Annotated in this window: 15 protein-coding genes and 1 tRNA gene; 8 read left to right on the forward strand and 8 right to left on the reverse strand. The window is 75.6% G+C overall.

Annotation, left to right across the window (positions count from 1 at the left end):
* Positions 1-94: 94 nt before the first annotated feature.
* Positions 95-1150 (forward strand): ATPase BagA, encoded by a 1056-nt coding sequence (bagA, locus tag EDC03_RS17775; protein WP_199719915.1) that lies wholly within the window; start codon positions 95-97, stop codon positions 1148-1150.
* On the forward strand, positions 1147-2352 hold the full coding sequence (bagB, locus tag EDC03_RS17780) for an ArsA family ATPase (RefSeq protein ID WP_199719916.1): 1206 nt from the start codon (positions 1147-1149) through the stop codon (positions 2350-2352). The genes bagA and bagB overlap by 4 nt, the downstream gene beginning before the upstream one ends.
* Before the next feature lie 190 nt (positions 2353-2542).
* Here the strand turns inward: bagB and EDC03_RS03575 are convergent, their stop codons facing one another.
* A complete protein-coding gene (locus EDC03_RS03575) occupies positions 2543-2920 on the reverse strand; it encodes a WhiB family transcriptional regulator (protein ID WP_123378864.1) in 378 nt (125 codons plus the stop codon).
* A gap of 277 nt (positions 2921-3197) precedes the next feature.
* On the opposite strand from EDC03_RS03575, the gene EDC03_RS03580 reads away from it, so the two are divergent.
* Positions 3198-5492 (forward strand): transglycosylase domain-containing protein, encoded by a 2295-nt coding sequence (locus EDC03_RS03580; protein ID WP_148058000.1) that lies wholly within the window; start codon positions 3198-3200, stop codon positions 5490-5492.
* An 88-nt stretch (positions 5493-5580) separates the two neighbouring features.
* Here EDC03_RS03580 and EDC03_RS03585 read toward each other — a convergent pair whose 3' ends face one another.
* The gene (locus EDC03_RS03585) at positions 5581-6069 is read right to left on the reverse strand and encodes a GatB/YqeY domain-containing protein (RefSeq protein WP_123378866.1); all 489 of its coding nucleotides are present in this window, start codon (positions 6067-6069) and stop codon (positions 5581-5583) included.
* A gap of 54 nt (positions 6070-6123) precedes the next feature.
* Here EDC03_RS03585 and EDC03_RS03590 point away from each other — a divergent pair, with 54 nt between their 5' ends.
* The 3 genes from EDC03_RS03590 (at position 6124) to EDC03_RS03600 (ending at position 8469) form a co-directional block, all read left to right on the forward strand.
* Positions 6124-7116 (forward strand): metallophosphoesterase, encoded by a 993-nt coding sequence (locus tag EDC03_RS03590; RefSeq protein ID WP_241967017.1) that lies wholly within the window; start codon positions 6124-6126, stop codon positions 7114-7116.
* 80 nt (positions 7117-7196) lie between these two features.
* Positions 7197-7270 (forward strand) — tRNA-Pro (locus EDC03_RS03595).
* Between the two features lie 158 nt (positions 7271-7428).
* The gene (locus EDC03_RS03600; RefSeq protein WP_123378867.1) at positions 7429-8469 is read left to right on the forward strand and encodes a CE1 family esterase; all 1041 of its coding nucleotides are present in this window, start codon (positions 7429-7431) and stop codon (positions 8467-8469) included.
* An 87-nt stretch (positions 8470-8556) separates the two neighbouring features.
* On the opposite strand, the gene EDC03_RS03605 is transcribed toward EDC03_RS03600, so the two are convergent.
* Genes EDC03_RS03605 through EDC03_RS03620 form a run of 4 tightly spaced genes read right to left on the reverse strand, consistent with a single transcriptional unit; the run spans position 8557 to position 12224 of the window.
* Complete coding sequence (locus EDC03_RS03605) at positions 8557-8949, reverse strand: universal stress protein (RefSeq protein WP_123378868.1); 393 nt, start codon at positions 8947-8949, stop codon at positions 8557-8559.
* Positions 8946-10637 (reverse strand): tripartite tricarboxylate transporter permease, encoded by a 1692-nt coding sequence (locus EDC03_RS03610; protein WP_241967018.1) that lies wholly within the window; start codon positions 10635-10637, stop codon positions 8946-8948. The genes EDC03_RS03605 and EDC03_RS03610 overlap by 4 nt, the downstream gene beginning before the upstream one ends.
* Positions 10630-11184, reverse strand: a complete 555-nt coding sequence (locus EDC03_RS03615) for a tripartite tricarboxylate transporter TctB family protein (protein ID WP_123378869.1) — start codon at positions 11182-11184, stop codon at positions 10630-10632. The genes EDC03_RS03610 and EDC03_RS03615 overlap by 8 nt, the downstream gene beginning before the upstream one ends.
* Complete coding sequence (locus tag EDC03_RS03620; RefSeq protein WP_123378870.1) at positions 11181-12224, reverse strand: Bug family tripartite tricarboxylate transporter substrate binding protein; 1044 nt, start codon at positions 12222-12224, stop codon at positions 11181-11183. The genes EDC03_RS03615 and EDC03_RS03620 overlap by 4 nt, the downstream gene beginning before the upstream one ends.
* A gap of 157 nt (positions 12225-12381) precedes the next feature.
* Between EDC03_RS03620 and EDC03_RS03625 the strand changes: the two genes are divergently transcribed.
* Together EDC03_RS03625 and EDC03_RS03630 are read left to right on the forward strand one after the other, a co-directional pair.
* The gene (locus EDC03_RS03625; protein WP_241967019.1) at positions 12382-14028 is read left to right on the forward strand and encodes an ATP-binding protein; all 1647 of its coding nucleotides are present in this window, start codon (positions 12382-12384) and stop codon (positions 14026-14028) included.
* The gene (locus EDC03_RS03630; protein ID WP_123378871.1) at positions 14025-14738 is read left to right on the forward strand and encodes a response regulator; all 714 of its coding nucleotides are present in this window, start codon (positions 14025-14027) and stop codon (positions 14736-14738) included. Before EDC03_RS03625 ends, EDC03_RS03630 begins: the two co-directional genes overlap by 4 nt.
* Before the next feature lie 45 nt (positions 14739-14783).
* On the opposite strand, the gene EDC03_RS03635 is transcribed toward EDC03_RS03630, so the two are convergent.
* A complete protein-coding gene (locus EDC03_RS03635) occupies positions 14784-15890 on the reverse strand; it encodes an aspartate-semialdehyde dehydrogenase (RefSeq protein ID WP_123378872.1) in 1107 nt (368 codons plus the stop codon).
* A complete protein-coding gene (locus tag EDC03_RS03640) occupies positions 15887-17152 on the reverse strand; it encodes an aspartate kinase (RefSeq protein WP_123378873.1) in 1266 nt (421 codons plus the stop codon). The genes EDC03_RS03635 and EDC03_RS03640 overlap by 4 nt, the downstream gene beginning before the upstream one ends.
* Positions 17153-17189 lie beyond the last annotated feature (37 nt).

The raw sequence follows: 17189 nt of genomic DNA on the forward strand, positions 1-17189 counted from the left end.
GTCGGGCGTGCACGGGACGGCGGGCGGGCGACGGCCCGGCGACCGGGGGCCGTCCGGCGGGTGGGCCGCGGCGGGCGTGCGTAGGTTGACGGCCATGCCCGAGCCCGGCGCCGCCGACCCCGCGGGCCCGCCCGCCGGCCCCCTCTTCCCCGGGACCCGGCTGCACGTCGTCACCGGCAAGGGCGGGACGGGCAAGACGACGGTGGCGACCGCGCTGGCGCTGGCGCTGGCCCGCGGCGGCCGCCGGGTGCTCCTGTGCGAGGTCGAGGGCCGGCAGGGCCTCGCCCGCCTCTTCGGCACCGGACCTCTCCCGTACGAGGAGCGCCGCGTGGCCACGACGCCGGACGGCGGGGAGGTCCTCGCCCTCGCCGTCGAGCCCCGGGCCGCGCTGCTGGAGTACCTGCGCCTCTTCTACCGGCTCGGCGGCGCCGGACGGGTGCTCGACAAGGTCGGCGCCCTCGACTTCGCGACGACGGTCGCGCCGGGCGTCCGCGACGTCCTGCTCACCGGCAAGGTCTACGAGGCGGTCCGGCGCCGGCACGGCGGCCGGGCCGGGGCCCGCGGCGACGGCCCGCACGTCTTCGACGCCGTCGTGCTGGACGCCCCGCCGACCGGCCGGGTCGGGCGCTTCCTCGGCGTGACGACGGAGGTCCACGGCCTCGCACGGGTGGGGCCGATCGCCGCGCAGGCCGCGTCCGTGGCCGAGGTGCTGCGCTCGCCGTCCACCCGGGTACACCTCGTCACCCTCCTCGAGGAGATGCCGGTGCAGGAGACGCTCGACGCCGTCGAGGAGCTGACGGCGGCGCGGCTGCGGGTGGGGGCCGTGGTCGTCGACCAGGTCCACGCCGACACCGTGCCGGTGGAGCTGCTCGACGACGCCCTCGCCGGCCGCGTGCCGGCGGGCGCCGTGCTCGACGGGCTCGTCCGGGCGGGCGTCGCGGCGCCGGGGCCCGCGGGCGAGGCGGTCGTCGAGGGCCTGCTCGCCGAGGCCGCCGAGCACGACCAGCGGCTGGCCCTCCAGGAGCGCGAGCACGAGCGGCTGGCGGCAGGCGAGCACCCGCTCGTCGAGCTGCCCCGCCTCCCCCGCGGCGTGGACCGCGCCGGGCTCGACCTGCTGGCCGACCGCCTCGTCGCGCAGGGCCTCGCGTGAGCGCGCCCGGGCACCTCGACCTCGACGCCCTCCTCGACGACCGGGCGACGACGACGGTCGTCTGCTGCGGCAGCGGCGGTGTCGGCAAGACGACGACGGCCGCGGCCCTCGCCGTCCGCGCCGCCGAGCGGGGGCGCCGTGTCGTCGTCCTCACCATCGACCCGGCCCGCCGGCTCGCGCAGTCGCTGGGGCTCGACCGGCTCGACGACACCCCGCGCCCCGTCGGCGGCCTGGACACGGCCGCGGGCGGCAGCCTCGACGCGATGGTCCTCGACATGAAGCGGACCTTCGACGAGGTCGTCGAGAGCCACGCCACCCCCGAGCGCGCCCGCGCCATCTTCGACAACCCCTTCTACGAGGCGATGTCGACGTCCTTCTCCGGGACGAGCGAGTACATGGCCATGGAGAAGCTGGGGCAGCTGCGGGCCCGCTCCAGCACCCCCGACGGCGACGGCAGCCGCCCGTGGGACCTCGTCGTCGTCGACACCCCGCCGAGCCGCTCCGCGCTGGACTTCCTCGACGCCCCGCGCCGGCTCTCGTCCTTCCTCGACGGCCGCCTCGTCCGGCTGCTCGTCGCCCCCGCCCGGGCGGGCGGGCGCGCCTACGTCAAGGTCGTGTCCGGCGCCGTCGGCGGCGTGACGGGCGCCCTGTCGAAGGTGCTGGGCACGCAGCTGCTCGACGACCTGCAGACCTTCGTCGCCGCGCTCGACACGGTGTTCGGCGGCTTCCGCGAGAGGGCCGAGCGCACCTACGCCATGCTCGCCGGCCGCGGCACGGCCTTCCTCGTCGTCGCCGTCCCCGAGGAGGACGCGCTGCAGGAGGCGACGTACTTCGTCGAGCGGCTGCGCGGGGACGGGATGCCGCTCGCCGGGCTCGTGCTCAACCGCGTCCAGACGACGGCCCTGCCGGGGCTGCCCGCGGCCCGGGCGTGGGACGCCGTCGTCGCGCTGGAGGGGCTCGGCGACGACGAGGACGACGCCACCGCCCCCGAGGTGCTCGCCCGCGGCGACGACGCGCTGGCCGCCGGCCTCCTGCGCCTGCACGCGGCCCGGATGCAGCGGGTCGAGGCCGAGCAGGCGCTGGCGGCCGGCTTCGCCGCCCGGCACCCCGACGTCCCCCGCACCCAGGTGCCCGCGCGCCCCCGCGACGTCCACGCCGTCGAGGACCTGCGCGCCGTCGCCGAGGACCTCTGCGCGGGCTGACCGCCCGCGGCGCCCTTGCTCACGTGAGCAGGCGCCCGTTCGTCGCCACGACGCCCTCCCTCGCGCGAACAGGCGCCTGTTCGTCGCCAGAAGGCCCCTTCCCGCGCGAGCAGGCGCCTGTTCGCGTCATGGGGGGACGACGACGGCCGGCCACCCCCGCAGGGGTGACCGGCCGTCGAGGGTGCCGAGGTCAGGCGGTGGCGCGGCGCTGCGGGAGCGGGAGGGCGACGCCGCGCTCGTACTCGTCGCGGGCCGTCGTCAGCAGGGTCCGCCACGACGTGACGTCGGGGCTGCGGCGCAGGACGGCGCGGCGCTCGCGCTCGGTCATGCCGCCCCAGACGCCGAACTCGCTGCGGCTGTCGAGGGCCTCCGCGAGGCACTCGGTCCGCACGGGGCACGTGCGGCAGACCTGCTTCGCCTGGTGCTGCTCGGCCCCCCGGACGAACAGCGTGTCGGGGTCGACCGTGCGGCAGGCGGCGCCCTCGACCCAGTCCTGCGCCGGGGCCCCCGCCCCGTCACGCGTGGCGCGGACGTCGGAGCCGGTACGGACGTCGGTGCTCGTGCTCATCGATCGATCTCCCCCGAGACGGTGTGCGGCGCGTGCCCTCCCGGCGGGAGGTGCTGCGGTGCCGGGGACGAACCTAGGAGCCGGGTCCGACGGCGAACATCCGTCCGGAGGACCACACAAGGATGAGATGCGGTGCGGCGCAGGGCTACGGAGGGGTAGTCCGATGTGACTAGTCACCGCGTCCCGCCGCGGGGCACCCCTCGCCCCGAGGGCGGTGCGCCGCACCACGTCCGGCGGCTCCCCGGAGGTCTCCGGGCGACCACGTACCCTGGGTGGTATGGCAGGGGACCCCGCAGCACCGCAGCCGCACCGCCGCAGCCGAGCCCGACGGGCTGCCGCGGGCTCCACCGGATCCGTCGCGGGCGGCCTCGCCGCCCTCGTGGGCGGGGGCGTGGCCATCGGCCTCGTCGTCGCCGGGCTCGCCGTCCCGGTCGTCGCGACGGCCGGCGCGGGCGCCGACGCCGCCGTCGAGATGTTCGAGGACCTGCCCACCCAGCTGGACCCGGCGGCCCTCCCGATCCGGTCGACGCTCCGCTTCTCCGACGGCACGGTCATGACGCAGTTCTGGTCGGAGAACCGCGTCGTCGTCCCGCTGGACCAGATGTCCCCTTACATGCGCGACGCGATCATCGCCATCGAGGACGCGCGCTTCTACGAGCACGGCGGCGCGGACCCCCAGGGCATCATCCGGGCGGCCATCAACAACTTCACGGGCGGCAGCACGCAGGGCGCGTCCACGCTCACGCAGCAGTGGATCAAGAACGTCCTCCTGCAGCAGGCGCGCGAGTCGGGCGACGAGGAGGCCGAGGAGGCCCTCATGACCGCCGACGAGGCCCGCAAGGTCCGCGAGATCCGCCTCGCCATCGCGGCCGAGGAGACCTACACCAAGGACCAGATCCTCGAGAACTACCTCAACATCGCGCTCTTCGGCGGGAGCAACTACGGGGTCGAGGCGGCCTCGCAGTACTACTTCGGGAAGCCGGCCACCCAGCTCGAGGTCGAGGACGCCGCGCTGCTAGCGGGCATGGTGCAGAATCCGTCGGCCTTCGAGCCCCTGCAGTACCCCGAGGCGGCCCAGGGCCGCCGTGACACGGTCCTCGCCCGGATGCTCGACCTCGGCAAGATCGACCAGGCGCAGTACGACGCGGCCGTCGCCGTCCCGGTGACGACGCAGACCCGGAACCAGAAGGACGAGGTCAACGGCTGCGCACCCGCCGGGGCCGCCGGGTACTTCTGCGACTACGCGGTGCAGACGATCCTTCGGGACCCTGCTTTCGGCGCCGACCGCGACGAGCGCATCCGCACCCTCTACCGCGGTGGCGTCGACATCACGACGACGCTCCAGCGGCCGCGCCAGAAGGCCGCGGAGACCACCGTCATGGACACCATCGACTACAACGACAAGACGAAGGTGGGCGCGACCCTCGTCTCCGTCGAGCCGGGGACCGGGAAGGTCGTGGCGATGGCGCAGAACCGCCGGTACACGAACCAGCCCACCGACCAGCGCGGCTACACCAACATCAACTACAACGTCGACGAGGCCTACGGCGGCGGCAAGGGCATCCAGCCGGGCTCCAACTGGAAGCCCTTCACGCTCGCCACGTGGCTCAAGGACGGCAACACTCTCAACGAGTTCGTGACGGCAGCGCCGCGGAGCACCACGTTCCGGCAGTCGCAGTTCGACGCGTGCGGCAACGGCCTGGTCGGTGAGTGGCCGGTCCGCAACAGCGAGGGTCGCGGGACAGGTCGTATGTCCGTCCTCGAGGCCTCGTACGCCTCCGTCAACACGGCGTACGCGTCCATGGCCCTGCAGCTCGACCTCTGCGACATCCGCGACACTGCGGCGAGCATGGGCGCGCACCCGGCGGTCGGCGGCCAGCTCTCCGACATCCAGGCGAGCATCTACCCCGCCTCCATCCTCGGGACGATCGAGGTGGCGCCGCTGACGATGGCCGCGGCGTACGCCACCTTCGCCAGCAGTGGCACGTTCTGCCCGCCGCGCCCGCTCGAGAGCGCCGTGGACCGCGACGGCCAGCCCATCGGTATCACAGTGGCCCCCTGCACGGAGCCGCTCGCCACCGATGACCACACCAGCGAGGAGATCGCCGACACGGTGAACTACGCGCTCGGGCAGGTGCTCACCAAGGGGACGGCGCGGCGGGTCGGCGGCCCTCCGGGTTTCGACGCCGCCGGCAAGACCGGGACGACCGACGAGATGGGCCAGACCTGGTTCACCGGGTACACGCCGGAGCTCTCCACGACGGCGTGGGTCGGTCACATCGAGCGCACCCGCGACGCGGACGGCGACATCTTGTCCCTGAGCGACGAGCGCATCAACGGCAACTCGCCCCGGGACGTCTACGGCTCCACGTACGCCGCCCCCATGTGGCGCGAGTACATGGATGAGGCCCTGGACGGCGTGGAGGGGAGCGACTTCGGCTCGCCGGACTGGGGCCTCGTGGGCCCGGTGCGGGCCGCACCCCCGAGCGACGGCCCCGGCTCGGGCTCGAACGGCTCGGGCAGCGGCTCCGGCGGCGGCCAGAACCAGACCGACGACGAGGACGACGACTGACCCTCGTCCGGCACGACGACGCCCCGGCACCCGCGCGAGCGGGTGACCGGGGCGTCGTCGTCCGTGCGGCGGCGCTGCGCGCGGCGCGTCAGCCCTGCAGCTGGCGCCGCACCTCGGCGGCCACGCGGCCGCCCTCGGCCTGCTGGCCGACGCGGGGGCGCACCGCGCCCATGACCTGGCCCATGGCGCCCATGCCGGTGCGCCCGGCCCCGGCGGCCCGCGCGACCTCCTCGGCGACGAGGGCGCGCAGCGCGTCGTCGTCCATCTGCGCCGGGAGGTAGGTGGCGAGGACGCCCTCCTCGGCGGCCTCGCGCTCGGCGCGCTCGGGACGGCCGGCGTCGGCGAAGGCGGTGGCCGACTCGCGGCGCTTCTTCGCCTCGGCACGCAGGACGCCGAGCACCTCGTCGTCGGAGAGCTCGCGCGCCGTCGTGCCCGCCACCTCGGCGGTGCGGACGGCGGTGAGCACCATGCGGAGCGTCGACAGCACGAGCTCGTCGCGGGCCCGCAGGGCGGTCGTGAGGTCCTCCTGCAGGCGCGCCTTGAGGCCGCCGGCCGGGGAGGGAGGGGGTGTGCTCATGGACCGATCCCAGCACACCGGCGGGACCGCCCGCCGTCCCGGCACACTGGCGCCGTGCCGTCCCCGACGTCGTCCGCCGCCACCGCCCGCGCCCTCCCCCTGCTGCGGGCCGCCGCGGCGACGACGGGCGCCGTCGCCGCGGCCGGCGCCCTGGCCCTGGCGTGGGGCACGTACGAGGTCGACCGGCCGCGCCTGCGCCGGGTCGAGGTGCCGGTCCTCCCGCCCGGCCGGCGCCCCCTGCGCGTCCTGCACCTGTCCGACCTCCACCTCCTGCCGGCGCACGAGCGCACCCGGCGCTGGGTCGCGCAGCTGGCCGACCTCGAGCCGGACCTCGTCGTCGACACCGGCGACAACCTCGGGGGCGCGGGCGCCGTCCCGACGGTCCTCGAGGCCCTCGACGGGCTGCTGGACCGTCCCGGCGTCTTCGTCCTCGGCAGCAACGACCGATACGGCCCCCGCCGCGCCAACCCCTTCCGCTACCTGCGAGGGCCTTCGCGGCTGACGCCGGACCGCGAGGAGCTGCCGACAGCCGACCTCGTCGACGGCTTCCGCCGCCGCGGCTGGGTCGACCTCGACAACGCCCGCGCCGACCTCGAGGTCGACGGCCTCCACCTCTCGCTCGTGGGCAGCGACGACCCGCACATCGGCCTCGACCGCTACGACGACGTCCGCCGCACCACCCCGCCCGCGGGCGCCGACGTCGCGCTCGGTGTCGTCCACGCGCCCTACCGCCGGGTGCTCGACCCGATGGCCGCCGACGGCCTCGACCTCGTCCTCGCCGGCCACACCCACGGCGGCCAGGTGTGCGTGCCGGGGTTCGGCGCGCTCGTCACCAACTGCGACGTCCCCCGGCGCGCGGTCAAAGGCCTCACGCGGTGGCGCAGCGGCGTGGGGCCGGTCGACGCCCCCACGCCGCTCGCCCCGGGCCGCGACGACGACACCTGGCTGCACGTGTCCGCCGGCGTCGGCGCCTCCGTCCACGCGCGCGTCCGGGTGGCGTGCCGTCCGGAGGCCACCCTCCTGCGCCTCGTCCCCCGCCCCGCCTGACCCGGAGAAGGGGTGTGCGAGCCACCCCCCGACCTCGGCTAGGCTGTCCCGCGGCCCGGCAGGTACGCCCGGCGGGCCACCGGGGTGTGGCGCAGCTTGGTAGCGCGCTTCGTTCGGGACGAAGAGGTCGCAGGTTCAAATCCTGTCACCCCGACCGGTGCACGAGAGGCCCGTGGTCAGCCGCCGCTGACCACGGGCCTTCGTCGTCCCGGCCCGCGGCGACGACGACGAGGTGCCGGTGCGTCCCCCTTGTCCGGGTCCGTCCCGCGGGACCAGACTCCGGGCCCCACCGGCCGTCGAAGGAGACCCGCCATGCGGACGCCCCCACGCACCCCTGCCCTCCTCGCCGCCGCGGCGCTCGCCGCGTCCGCGCTGGTGGGCGCGGCCCTGCCCGCCGCCGCGGACGACGTCGGCCGTCCGGCCACGTCCGCCGCGTGCGCCCGCCCCGCCGTCATGGGCACGACGACGATCGACGTCGCCTTCGGGGGCACCACGTACCCCGTGCAGGTCCACGTGCCCGCCGGGCTCGACGCGCGGCGCAGCGTGCCGCTCGTCCTCGACCTGCACGGCAGCAGCGCCAACGGCCCGGTGCAGGCCCGCGTGAGCGGGATGGCGGACGTCGCCGACGACGAGGGCTTCGTCGTCGCCAACCCCAGCGGGGCCATCCCGCTGGCGCCCGCCTCGCCGCCCGACCCCGACGGCAGCTGGGCGTGGAACGTGCCCGGCGTGCCGACGACGGCGGGCCAGCTGCCGCCGCCCACGGCGCGCGACGACGTCGCCTACCTCACCCACGTGATCGACGTGGTCTCGGAGCGCTTCTGCACCGACGACCGTCGCACGTACGCCACCGGCCACTCGGGCGGCGGGCGGATGGCGTCGGCGCTGGGCTGCAAGGCCTCCGACCGCGTCGCGGCGATCGCGCCCAACGCGGGCCTGCGGGCCGGCCGGCCGGACCCCGCCGACGTCTCCCGCCCCGAGGCCGCGGACTGCCGCCCGGAGCGGGCCGTGCCGGTCGTCACCTTCCACGGCCGTCCCGACGTCGTGAACCCCTACCTCGGCAACGGCGACCTCCGCTGGGGCTACACCGTGCCGCTCGCCGCGCAGACGTGGGCGGACCTCGACGACTGCCGCCGCGGGCCGCGGACGACGCAGGTCGCCGAGCACGTGACGCTGACGACGTGGACCGGCTGCCGCCAGGGCGCGGCCGTCCACTTCTACGACCTCGCCGACGGCGGCCACACGTGGCCCGGCTCGGACGGCCCGCCGCACGGGCCCGGCCTCGTCTCCCAGGAGGTCGACGCCTCGCGGATCATCTGGGACTTCTTCGAGCGCTACCGCCTGCGCGGGGCCTGACGCCGCCGACGCACGGACGCGGGAGGGCCCGGCACCCCGAGGGGTGCCGGGCCCTCCGGCGTCCCGGCCGTCGAGGAGGCGGCCGGGTCAGGCCTTGACGGCGATGACCGGGCAGTCCGCCTGGAGGAGGATCTTCTGGGCGTCGCTGCCGAACAGCAGCTTCCCCGTGGGCGAGCGGCGCCGCAGGCCGATGACGACGGCGGACGCCCCCACCTCCTCGGCGGCGCGCAGGACGGCGTCCGCCCCGTCCGCGCCGTCGCCGACACGCTGGTCGAGGGTGTGCTCGACGCCGGCCTCCTCGAGGAGCGCGCGGACCCGCGCCAGGTCGTCCTCGCCGGCGAAGGCCGTGTCCACGAGCGACTGGCCGCTGCTGGCGTTGACGACGTGCAACGGCTCCCCGCGGCGGTCGGCCTCGTCGAGCGCCGCGCGCAGCGCCGCCTCGCCGGCCGGCTTGGGCACGTAGCCCACGACGACGGTCATCGCGTGTCCTCCCGGTGGTCGCCGGCGGGACGGTCGCCGTCGCCGGGGGTGCTGGTCGTGCGGGCCGACGGTCCGGACGCGCGGTGAAGGTCCGCCGGCTCGTGGACGAGGGCCCCGACGAGGGCGCTCGAGGTGCCGTCGCCGTCGGGCGCGCTCCCCGCCCCGGCCAGGGGGCCGCCGGTGGTGGCGAGGACCTCCTCGCCCAGCCGCCGCTCGCGGCGCCGCAGGACGACGCTGAGGACGAGCAGGACGACGAGGGCGCCGTAGACGACGAGGGAGAACGGCGACGAGACGAGGATCGTCGGGTCGCCCTGGCTGATGGCGAGCGCCCGCCGCAGCTGCTCCTCGGCGATGGGCCCGAGGATGAGACCGATCACCGCCGGGGCCACGGGGTAGCCGAAGGCCCGCATGCCCCACCCGAGCAGCCCGAGCGCGCCCAGCAGGACGAGGTCGGTCACGGACGCCCCGACGGAGTAGCAGCCGAGGCAGGCGAACAGGAGGATCCCGCCGTAGAGGTAGGGGCGGGGGATGCGCAGCAGCTTCACCCACACCTTGACGAGCGGCAGGTTCAGCACGAGCAGCAGCACGTTGGCGACGTAGAGGCTCGCGACGAGGGCCCACACGAGCGGGGCCTCGTCCTCGAGCAGCTGCGGCCCGGGCTGGATGCCGTAGCTCTGGAAGGCGACGAGGAGGATGGCCGCCGTCGCCGACGTCGGCAGGCCCAGCGTCAGGAGCGGGACCAGCACACCCGCGGCCGCCGCGTTGTTGGCGGCCTCCGGGCCGGCGACGCCCTCGATGGCGCCCTTGCCGAACTCGTCCTTGCGGCGCGAGAGCTTCCGCTCGGTCGCGTAGGACAAGAAGGTCGAGACGTCGGCACCGCCGGCCGGGATCGTGCCGATGGGGAAGCCGATCGCCGCACCTCGCAGCCAGGCCGGCCAAGAGCGGCGGAAGTCGCTGCGCGAGAACCAACGTCCCCCGATGGGGATCACCGGGACGGGTCCGCGACGCATTCGCGAGGCGACGTGCAGCGCCTCACCCACGGCGAAGATGCCGACGGCCACGACGACGACCTCGACGCCGTCCGCCAGCGCCGGGACCCCGAAGGTGTAGCGCTGCTGCGCGGTGAGGCTGTCGGTGCCGACGAGGCCGAGGAAGAGGCCGATGCCCAGCGACGCGACGCCCCGCAGCGGCGACGAGCCGAGCATGGCGGCGACGGTGAGGAAGGCCAGGACCATGAGCGCGACGAAGTCGGCGGGGCCGAGCAGGACGGACAGCCTCGCGACGACGGGGGCGAGCAGCGTCAGCGCCACCGTGGCGACCGTGCCGGCGACGAAGGAGCCGAGGGCCGCCGTCGCCAGCGCCGCCGCGCCACGACCGGCCTTCGCCATCTGGTTGCCCTCGAGGGCCGTGACGACGGAGGCGGACTCGCCCGGGGTGTTGAGCAGGATCGACGTCGTCGACCCCCCGTACATGCCGCCGTAGTAGATGCCGGCGAACATGATGAGCGCCGCCGTGGGCTCGAGCGAGTACGTCAGCGGGAGCAGCAGCGCCAGCGTCATGGCCGGGCCGATGCCCGGCAGGACGCCGACCGCCGTGCCGACCGTGACGCCGACGAGCGCGTACAGCAGGTAGACCGGCTGGAGCGCCGTCGCGAAGCCGTCGGCGAGCAGACCGAGCTCGTCAGCCACCGAGCACCGCCTCGAGCGGTCCGGCCGGCAGGAAGATGCCGAGCACGCGGGTGAAGAGGACGAACGTCGAGACGGCGAGCACGAGCCCGACGAGCGCCGCACGCCACCAGGGCCGGGCGCCGAGGGACCACGCGGTGCCGGTGAAGAAGACCGTCGCGGCGACGGGCCAGCCCAGCGGCTCGACGAGAAGGGCGAGCAGGACGAACGAGGCGACGAGCTTGCCGACCGTGGCCCAGTCCGTCCCGCGCGAGGCGTCGACGTCCTCGCCGTCCTCCAGCTCGGCGCGGGCGCCGCGCAGCACCTGCACGACGAGGCCCGCGCCGACGAGCAGGAGCAGCACGCCGACGGCGTAGGGGAAAGCGCGCGGCCCGACGGTGCCGGCCGAGACCGGCACGGCGATCGTCGCCGCCTGGGCCACGACGACGACGCCGAGGCCCAGCAGCAGCACCGGAGGGACGAGCTCGGTCGTCAGCCACCGGGGCCGGGCGCCCGCCCGGGCGCCCGCCGCGGGGGCGGACGCCGGGCGGGCAGGGGTCGGGGTCGTCACTGGACGAGGCCGAGGTCGGTCAGCACCTCGCGGACGCGGACCTCCTCCTCGGCGAGGAAGGTGTCGAACTCCTCGCCGACGAGGAAGGTGTCCTCCCAGCCCCGCTCCGTCAGCTCGGCCTGCCACGCCTCCGAGGCGTGCGTCTCCTCGACGAGCGCCGTGAGCCGCTCGCGCGCCTCGTCGCTGATCCCGGGGGGCGCTACGACGCCGCGCCAGTTGCTCAGCTCGACGTCGTAGCCGGCCTCGGTGAGGGTCGGGGCGTCGATGCCCTCGACGGGCTCGGCGCCGGAGACTGCCAGCGGCCGCAGGTCGCCCGACTCGATGCTCTCGGCGTACTCGCCGATGCCCGAGATACCGGCGTCCACCTGGTTGCCGATGAGCGCCGCGAGCGACTCGCCACCGCCGGAGAACGGGATGTAGTTGAGGTCCTCGATCGGCACGTCGCCGGCCTGCGCGATGAGCCCGGCGAGGATGTGGTCGGTGCCGCCCGCGGACCCGCCGGCGATGGACACGTCCCCGCCGCGCGCCTGCATGTCGGCGATGAGGTCGTCGATGCTCTCGTACGGCGAGGCGGCCGGGACGACGACGACCTCGTCCTCGGCGGTGAGCCGGGCGATCGGGGTCGTGTCGGCGAGCGTCGCCTGCGAGGCGTTGGTCTCGATGGCGCCGACCATGACGAGGCCCATGACCATGAGGAAGTCCTCGCTGCGCTCCCCGGAGAGCTCGGCCAGGCCGACCGTGCCGCCGGCGCCGCCGACGTTGGTGACCTGGGTGCTGCCGACGAGACCCTCGGACTCCATGCTCGCCGAGAGCGCGCGGGCGCTGGCGTCCCAGCCACCGCCCGGGTCGGCCGGGGCCATGATCTCGAGGCGACGGATCTCCTCCGCGGCGCCGTCGCCGCCGGCGGAGGCGCCGGTGGTCCCGCCGGTCGTGCCGCAGCCCGCGAGGACGGCGGCGGTCGCCACGGCGGCGGCCACGGCGGCGCGGGTGCGGCGGGCCGTGCGGGTGGGGGTGCGGCGGGTGGTGGTCGTGCTGCTCACGGGGGTCCTCCTCGTCGAGGGCCGGTGACTCCGGCGTCGCGACGGACCGTAGGGACGGCCCGGCGGCCGCCGGCCCTTGTGGCCGCAGCGGTGGTATCGGTCGTTGCGGTCGCCGTGAGGGGCGCGCCGGCGGGCGGCGAGGGTGCACACTCCCCGCGTGCGCCGGTCGATGCCGCTGGGTGTGCAGCTCGCGCTGCTGCAGATCGGCGTCGTCCTCGTCGTCCTCGTGCTCGCCGGCGCCGTCGCCGTGCGGCTGCAGGAGGACCAGATCCGCGACGCCTACCAGCAGCAGGTGCTGTCCGTCGCGACGTCGACGGCCACCCTGCCCAGCGTCGTCGAGGCCTTCGACGACGCCGACCCCGCCGCGACGCTGCAGCCCCTCGCCGAGCTGCTGCGCGAGGCCTCCGGCATGACCTTCGTCGTCATCTCCGACGCCGAGGGCGTCCGGTACAGCCACCCGGACCCCGACCGGATCGGCGAGCCCGTCTCGACCGACCAGTCCGGCACCCTGCGCGGCGAGACCTTCGTCGGGACGGAGCGGGGCACCCTCGGCGTCTCGTTGCGCGCCAAGGTGCCGGTGCGGGCCCCGGACGGCACCGTCATCGGCGCCGCCTCGGTCGGCATCCTCGAGAGCGAGCTGCAGGACGACCTGCGCGAGGACATCCCCGCCGTCGTCACGTGGATCGGCGGCGCGGCGCTGCTCGGCGTCGTCGCCTCGCTCGTCGTGGCACGGCTCGTCCGGCGCCGGCTCCACGGCCTCGAGCCCGAGGAGATCGGCCGGCTGCTGCAGGCGCGCGAGGCCATGCTCCACGGCGTCCGCGAGGGGGTCCTCGCCGTGGACCGCCGCGGCGTCGTCGTCCTCGCCAACGACGCCGCCCGCCGGCTGCTCGACCTCTCGGCCGACCCCACGGGCTCCCCCGCCGCCGAGGTGCTCGACGCGCACGTCGTCGGGCTGCTGCAGGGCACGCGCGAGCTGGCCGACGAGCCGGTCCTCGCCGGGGAGCGCCTGCTGCTGGCCAACCGCACCCGGGCGGTCGTCGACGAGCGCACGGTCGCCGACGTCCTCACGCTGCGGGACTCCACCGAGCTGTCCGGGGCCATGCGGGAGCTCGACGGGCAGCGCAGCCTCACCGCCACCCTCCGCGCCCAGTCCCACGAGTTCCGCAACCAGCTCCACGTCGTCCAGGGGCTGCTCGAGCTGGGCCGCCCCGACGACGCGAGCGCGTACGTCAGCCGCATCGGCCGGGGCGGCGACCTGCTGCGCAGCGACGCCCTCGACGGCGTCACCGACCCGGCCACCGCGGCGCTGCTCATGGCCAAGGCCGCGGTGGTGCGCGAGCGCGGCAGCACCCTCGAGCTGGACCCGGCGAGCTCCCTCGTCGCGGCGGACGACGACGTCCTCACCGTCGTCGGCAACCTCGTCGACAACGCCGTGGACGCCGTCGGCGCCGAGGGGGCGGTGGTCGTCCTCCTCGCCGAGGACGCGGACGGCGTCCTCGTGCAGGTGGACGACGACGGCCCCGGCGTCCCGCCGGCCGAGCGGGAGCGGGTCTTCGAGGTGGGGGTGTCGACGAAGGCGGGCCCGTCCGCCGTGGACGCACCGGGCGACCACCACGGCCGCGGCATCGGTCTCGCGCTCGTGCGCCGGGTGGCGCACCGGCGCGGCGGCGAGGCCCGCGTGGGCACCTCCCCGCTCGGCGGCGCCCGCGTCACGGTCCGGCTCGGGCCTCGCGACACCCACGGCACCGGCGGCACCGACGGCGGGGCCGCGTCCGCGGCGCCCGTCGCGGCGGGTGCCCGGTGAGCCCGGCGGACGACCGGCTGCGCGTCGTCGTCGTCGACGACGACGTGGCCGTCGCGGCGGTCCACCGCGGGTACGTCGAGCAGGTGCCGGGCTTCGTCGTCGTCGCCGTCGTGCACCGCGGCGCCCCGGTCGTCGACGTCGTCCGCCGCACCGGCGCCGACCTCGTCCTCCTCGACGTGCACCTGCCGGACATGTCCGGGGTCCAGGTCCTCGAGCAGCTGCGGGCGCAGCGGCTCCCGGTCGACGTCATCGCCGTGACGGCGGCCCGCGAGGTCGAGACCGTCCGCGGCGCGATGGCCGGCGGCGTCGTCCACTACCTCGTCAAGCCCTTCCCGCTGTCGACCTTCACCGACCGCCTGCAGGCGTACGCGCTGCACCGGCGGCAGCTGGACCGGGCGCGCGACGGCGGGCGGCCCCTCGACCAGGGCGAGGTGGACCGGCTCCTGCAGGCGCGGCAGCGGGTGCTGCGCGGCGACCGGCTGCCGAAGGGCCTGTCCGAGCGGACCCTCGAGCTCGTCGCGACGACGCTGCGGCGCACCGGCACGGGCGACGGCGACGTCTCGGCGTCAGAGCTCGCCGAGGAGTGCGGCCTGGCCCGGGTCAGCGCGCGGCGCTACCTCGAGCACCTGGAGAACGTCGGGCTCGCCGAGGTGCGCCCGCGGTACGGGCGGGCGGGGCGGCCGGAGAACGGCTACCGCTGGACGGGCTGACGGCCGGTCCCCGCCCGAGCGGCACGGGCGGGGACCGACCGGGCGTCAGCGGCCGCTGAGCTCCGCGGCGACGAGCTCGGCGATCTGCGCCGTGTTGAGCGCGGCGCCCTTGCGGAGGTTGTCGCCGCAGACGAACAGCTCGACGGTGTTCGGGAAGTCGAGCGCCTGGCGCAGGCGGCCCACGAAGGTGGGGTCGGCGCCGACGACGTCGGCCGGCGTGGGGAAGTCCCCGTTGGCCGGGTCGTCGACGAGGACGACGCTCGGCGCGTCCATGAGCGCCTGGCGCGCCTGGTCGACCGTGATCCGCCGCTGGAACGTCGCGTGGACGGCGAGCGAGTGCGTCGTCACGACGGGCACGCGGACGCACGTGGCCGAGACCTTGAGGTCGGGGATCCCGAGGATCTTGCGCGACTCGTCGCGGACCTTGAGCTCCTCGCTCGACCAGCCGCCGTCGCGCAGCGACCCCGCCCACGGGACGACGTTGAGCGCGAGCGGCGCCGGGAACGGCGAGGACGCCGACCCGAGCTTGTCCTCGACGGCGCGGCGGACGTCGCCCGAGCGCTGGCCGAGGGTGCGGTCCCCGCCCACGACGGCGAGCTCGTCGTAGAGCCGGTCGACGCCGGGCTGCCCCGCGCCGGAGGCCGCCTGGTACGAGGCGACGACGAGCTCGGTGAGGCCCCAGCCGCGGTGGAGGGCGCCGAGGGCGTCCATCATCGTCAGCGTCGTGCAGTTGGGGTTCGAGATGATCCCGCGCGGACGGTTGCGCACCTGGGCCGGGTTGACCTCGGGCACGACGAGCGGGACGTCGGCGTCCATCCGGAAGGCGCCAGAGTTGTCGACGACGACCGCGCCCCGCGCGGCGGCGACGGGCGCCCACTGCGCGGAGACCTCGTCGGGGACGTCGAACATCGCGACGTCGACGCCGTCGAAGACCTCCGCCGTCAGCTCCCGGACGACGACCTCCTCGCCGCGCACCCGCAGGCGGGTGCCGGCGGAGCGGGCCGAGGCGACGAGGCGGATCTCGCCCCAGACGTCCTGGCGCTGGGACAGGATCCCGAGCATCACCGTGCCGACGGCCCCGGTGGCGCCGACGACGGCGAGGGTGGGCCGGCCCTGCCGGGCCTGCGTGGTGGCGTCGCTGGCGCTGCTCATCGGCCGGTCCCTCCGTAGACGACGGCCTCGCCGTCGGTGCTGTCCAGGTCGAAGGCCGTGTGCAGCGTCCGGACGGCGGTGTCCAGGTCCTCCGCGCGGGTCACGACCGAGATACGGATCTCCGAGGTGGAGATCATGTCCATGTTGACGCCCGCGCTGCTCATCGCGCGGAAGAACTGCGCGGAGACGCCGGGGTTGCTGCGCATGCCGGCGCCGACGAGCGAGAGCTTGCCGATCTGGTCGTCGTACTGCAGCGACTGGAAGCCGACGGCGCCCTGGATGGCGGTGAGCCGCTGGACGGCGCGGGCGCCGTCGTCCTTGGGCAGCGTGAAGGAGACGTCGGTGCGGCCCGTCGTCGCGGCGACGTTCTGCACGATCATGTCGATGTTGACGCCCTCCGCGGCCACGGCCTCGAAGATCTCGGCGGCCTTGCCGGGGCTGTCCGGCACGCCGACCACGGTGATCTTGGCCTCGCTGCGGTCGTGCGCGACGCCCGAGATGATCGCCTGCTCCACGGGGAGGTCCTCCATCGATCCGGTGACGGTGGTGCCGGGCTTGGACGAGAAGCTGGAGCGCACGTGGATCGGCACGCCGGAGCGGCGGCCGTACTCCACGCAGCGGAGCATGAGCACCTTCGCGCCGCAGGCGGCGAGCTCCAGCATCTCCTCGTACGTGACGGTGTCGAGCTTGCGCGCCGCGGGGACGATCCGCGGGTCGGCCGTGAAGACGCCGTCGACGTCGGTGTAGATCTCGCAGACGTCGGCCTCGAGCGCGGCGGCGAGCGCGACGGCGGTCGTGTCGGAGCCGCCGCGGCCCAGCGTGGTGATGTCCTTCGTGCCCTGGCTGACGCCCTGGAAGCCGGCCACGATGGCGATGTGCCCGTCGTCGAGCGCGGCGCGGATGCGGCCCGGGGTGACGTCGATGATCCGGGCGCGGCCGTGGACGGAGTCGGTGATGACGCCGGCCTGGCTGCCGGTGAAGGAGCGCGCCTCGAGGCCCAGGTTGGCGATGGCCATGGCCAGCAGCGCCATGGAGATGCGCTCGCCCGAGGTGAGCAGCATGTCCAGCTCGCGCGCCGGCGGCAGCGGGGAGACCTGGTGGGCGAGGTCGAGCAGCTCGTCGGTGGAGTCGCCCATGGCCGAGACGACGACGCACACGTCGTCGCCCCTGCGCCGGGTCTCGGCGATGCGCCGGGCCACCCGCTTGACGCCCTCGGCGTCCGCCACGGAGCTCCCGCCGTACTTCTGCACCACCAGCGCCACGGGAGGGGAGCCTAGCGGCGCCGGCCGACGGCCCGGC

Source organism: Pseudokineococcus lusitanus (genome assembly GCF_003751265.1).
GTDB classification, from domain to species: Bacteria; Actinomycetota; Actinomycetes; order Actinomycetales; family Quadrisphaeraceae; genus Pseudokineococcus; species Pseudokineococcus lusitanus.

Coding starts and splice junctions, on each gene's coding strand:
- EDC03_RS03635 (WP_123378872.1), bottom strand. CDS start 15,890: ATGAGCAGCGCCAGCGACGCCACCACGCAGGCCCGGCAGGGCCGGCCC.
- EDC03_RS03575 (WP_123378864.1), bottom strand. CDS start 2,920: ATGAGCACGAGCACCGACGTCCGTACCGGCTCCGACGTCCGCGCCACG.
- EDC03_RS03600 (WP_123378867.1), top strand. CDS start 7,429: ATGCGGACGCCCCCACGCACCCCTGCCCTCCTCGCCGCCGCGGCGCTC.
- EDC03_RS03580 (WP_148058000.1), top strand. CDS start 3,198: ATGGCAGGGGACCCCGCAGCACCGCAGCCGCACCGCCGCAGCCGAGCC.
- bagA (WP_199719915.1), top strand. CDS start 95: ATGCCCGAGCCCGGCGCCGCCGACCCCGCGGGCCCGCCCGCCGGCCCC.
- EDC03_RS03605 (WP_123378868.1), bottom strand. CDS start 8,949: ATGACCGTCGTCGTGGGCTACGTGCCCAAGCCGGCCGGCGAGGCGGCG.
- EDC03_RS03585 (WP_123378866.1), bottom strand. CDS start 6,069: ATGAGCACACCCCCTCCCTCCCCGGCCGGCGGCCTCAAGGCGCGCCTG.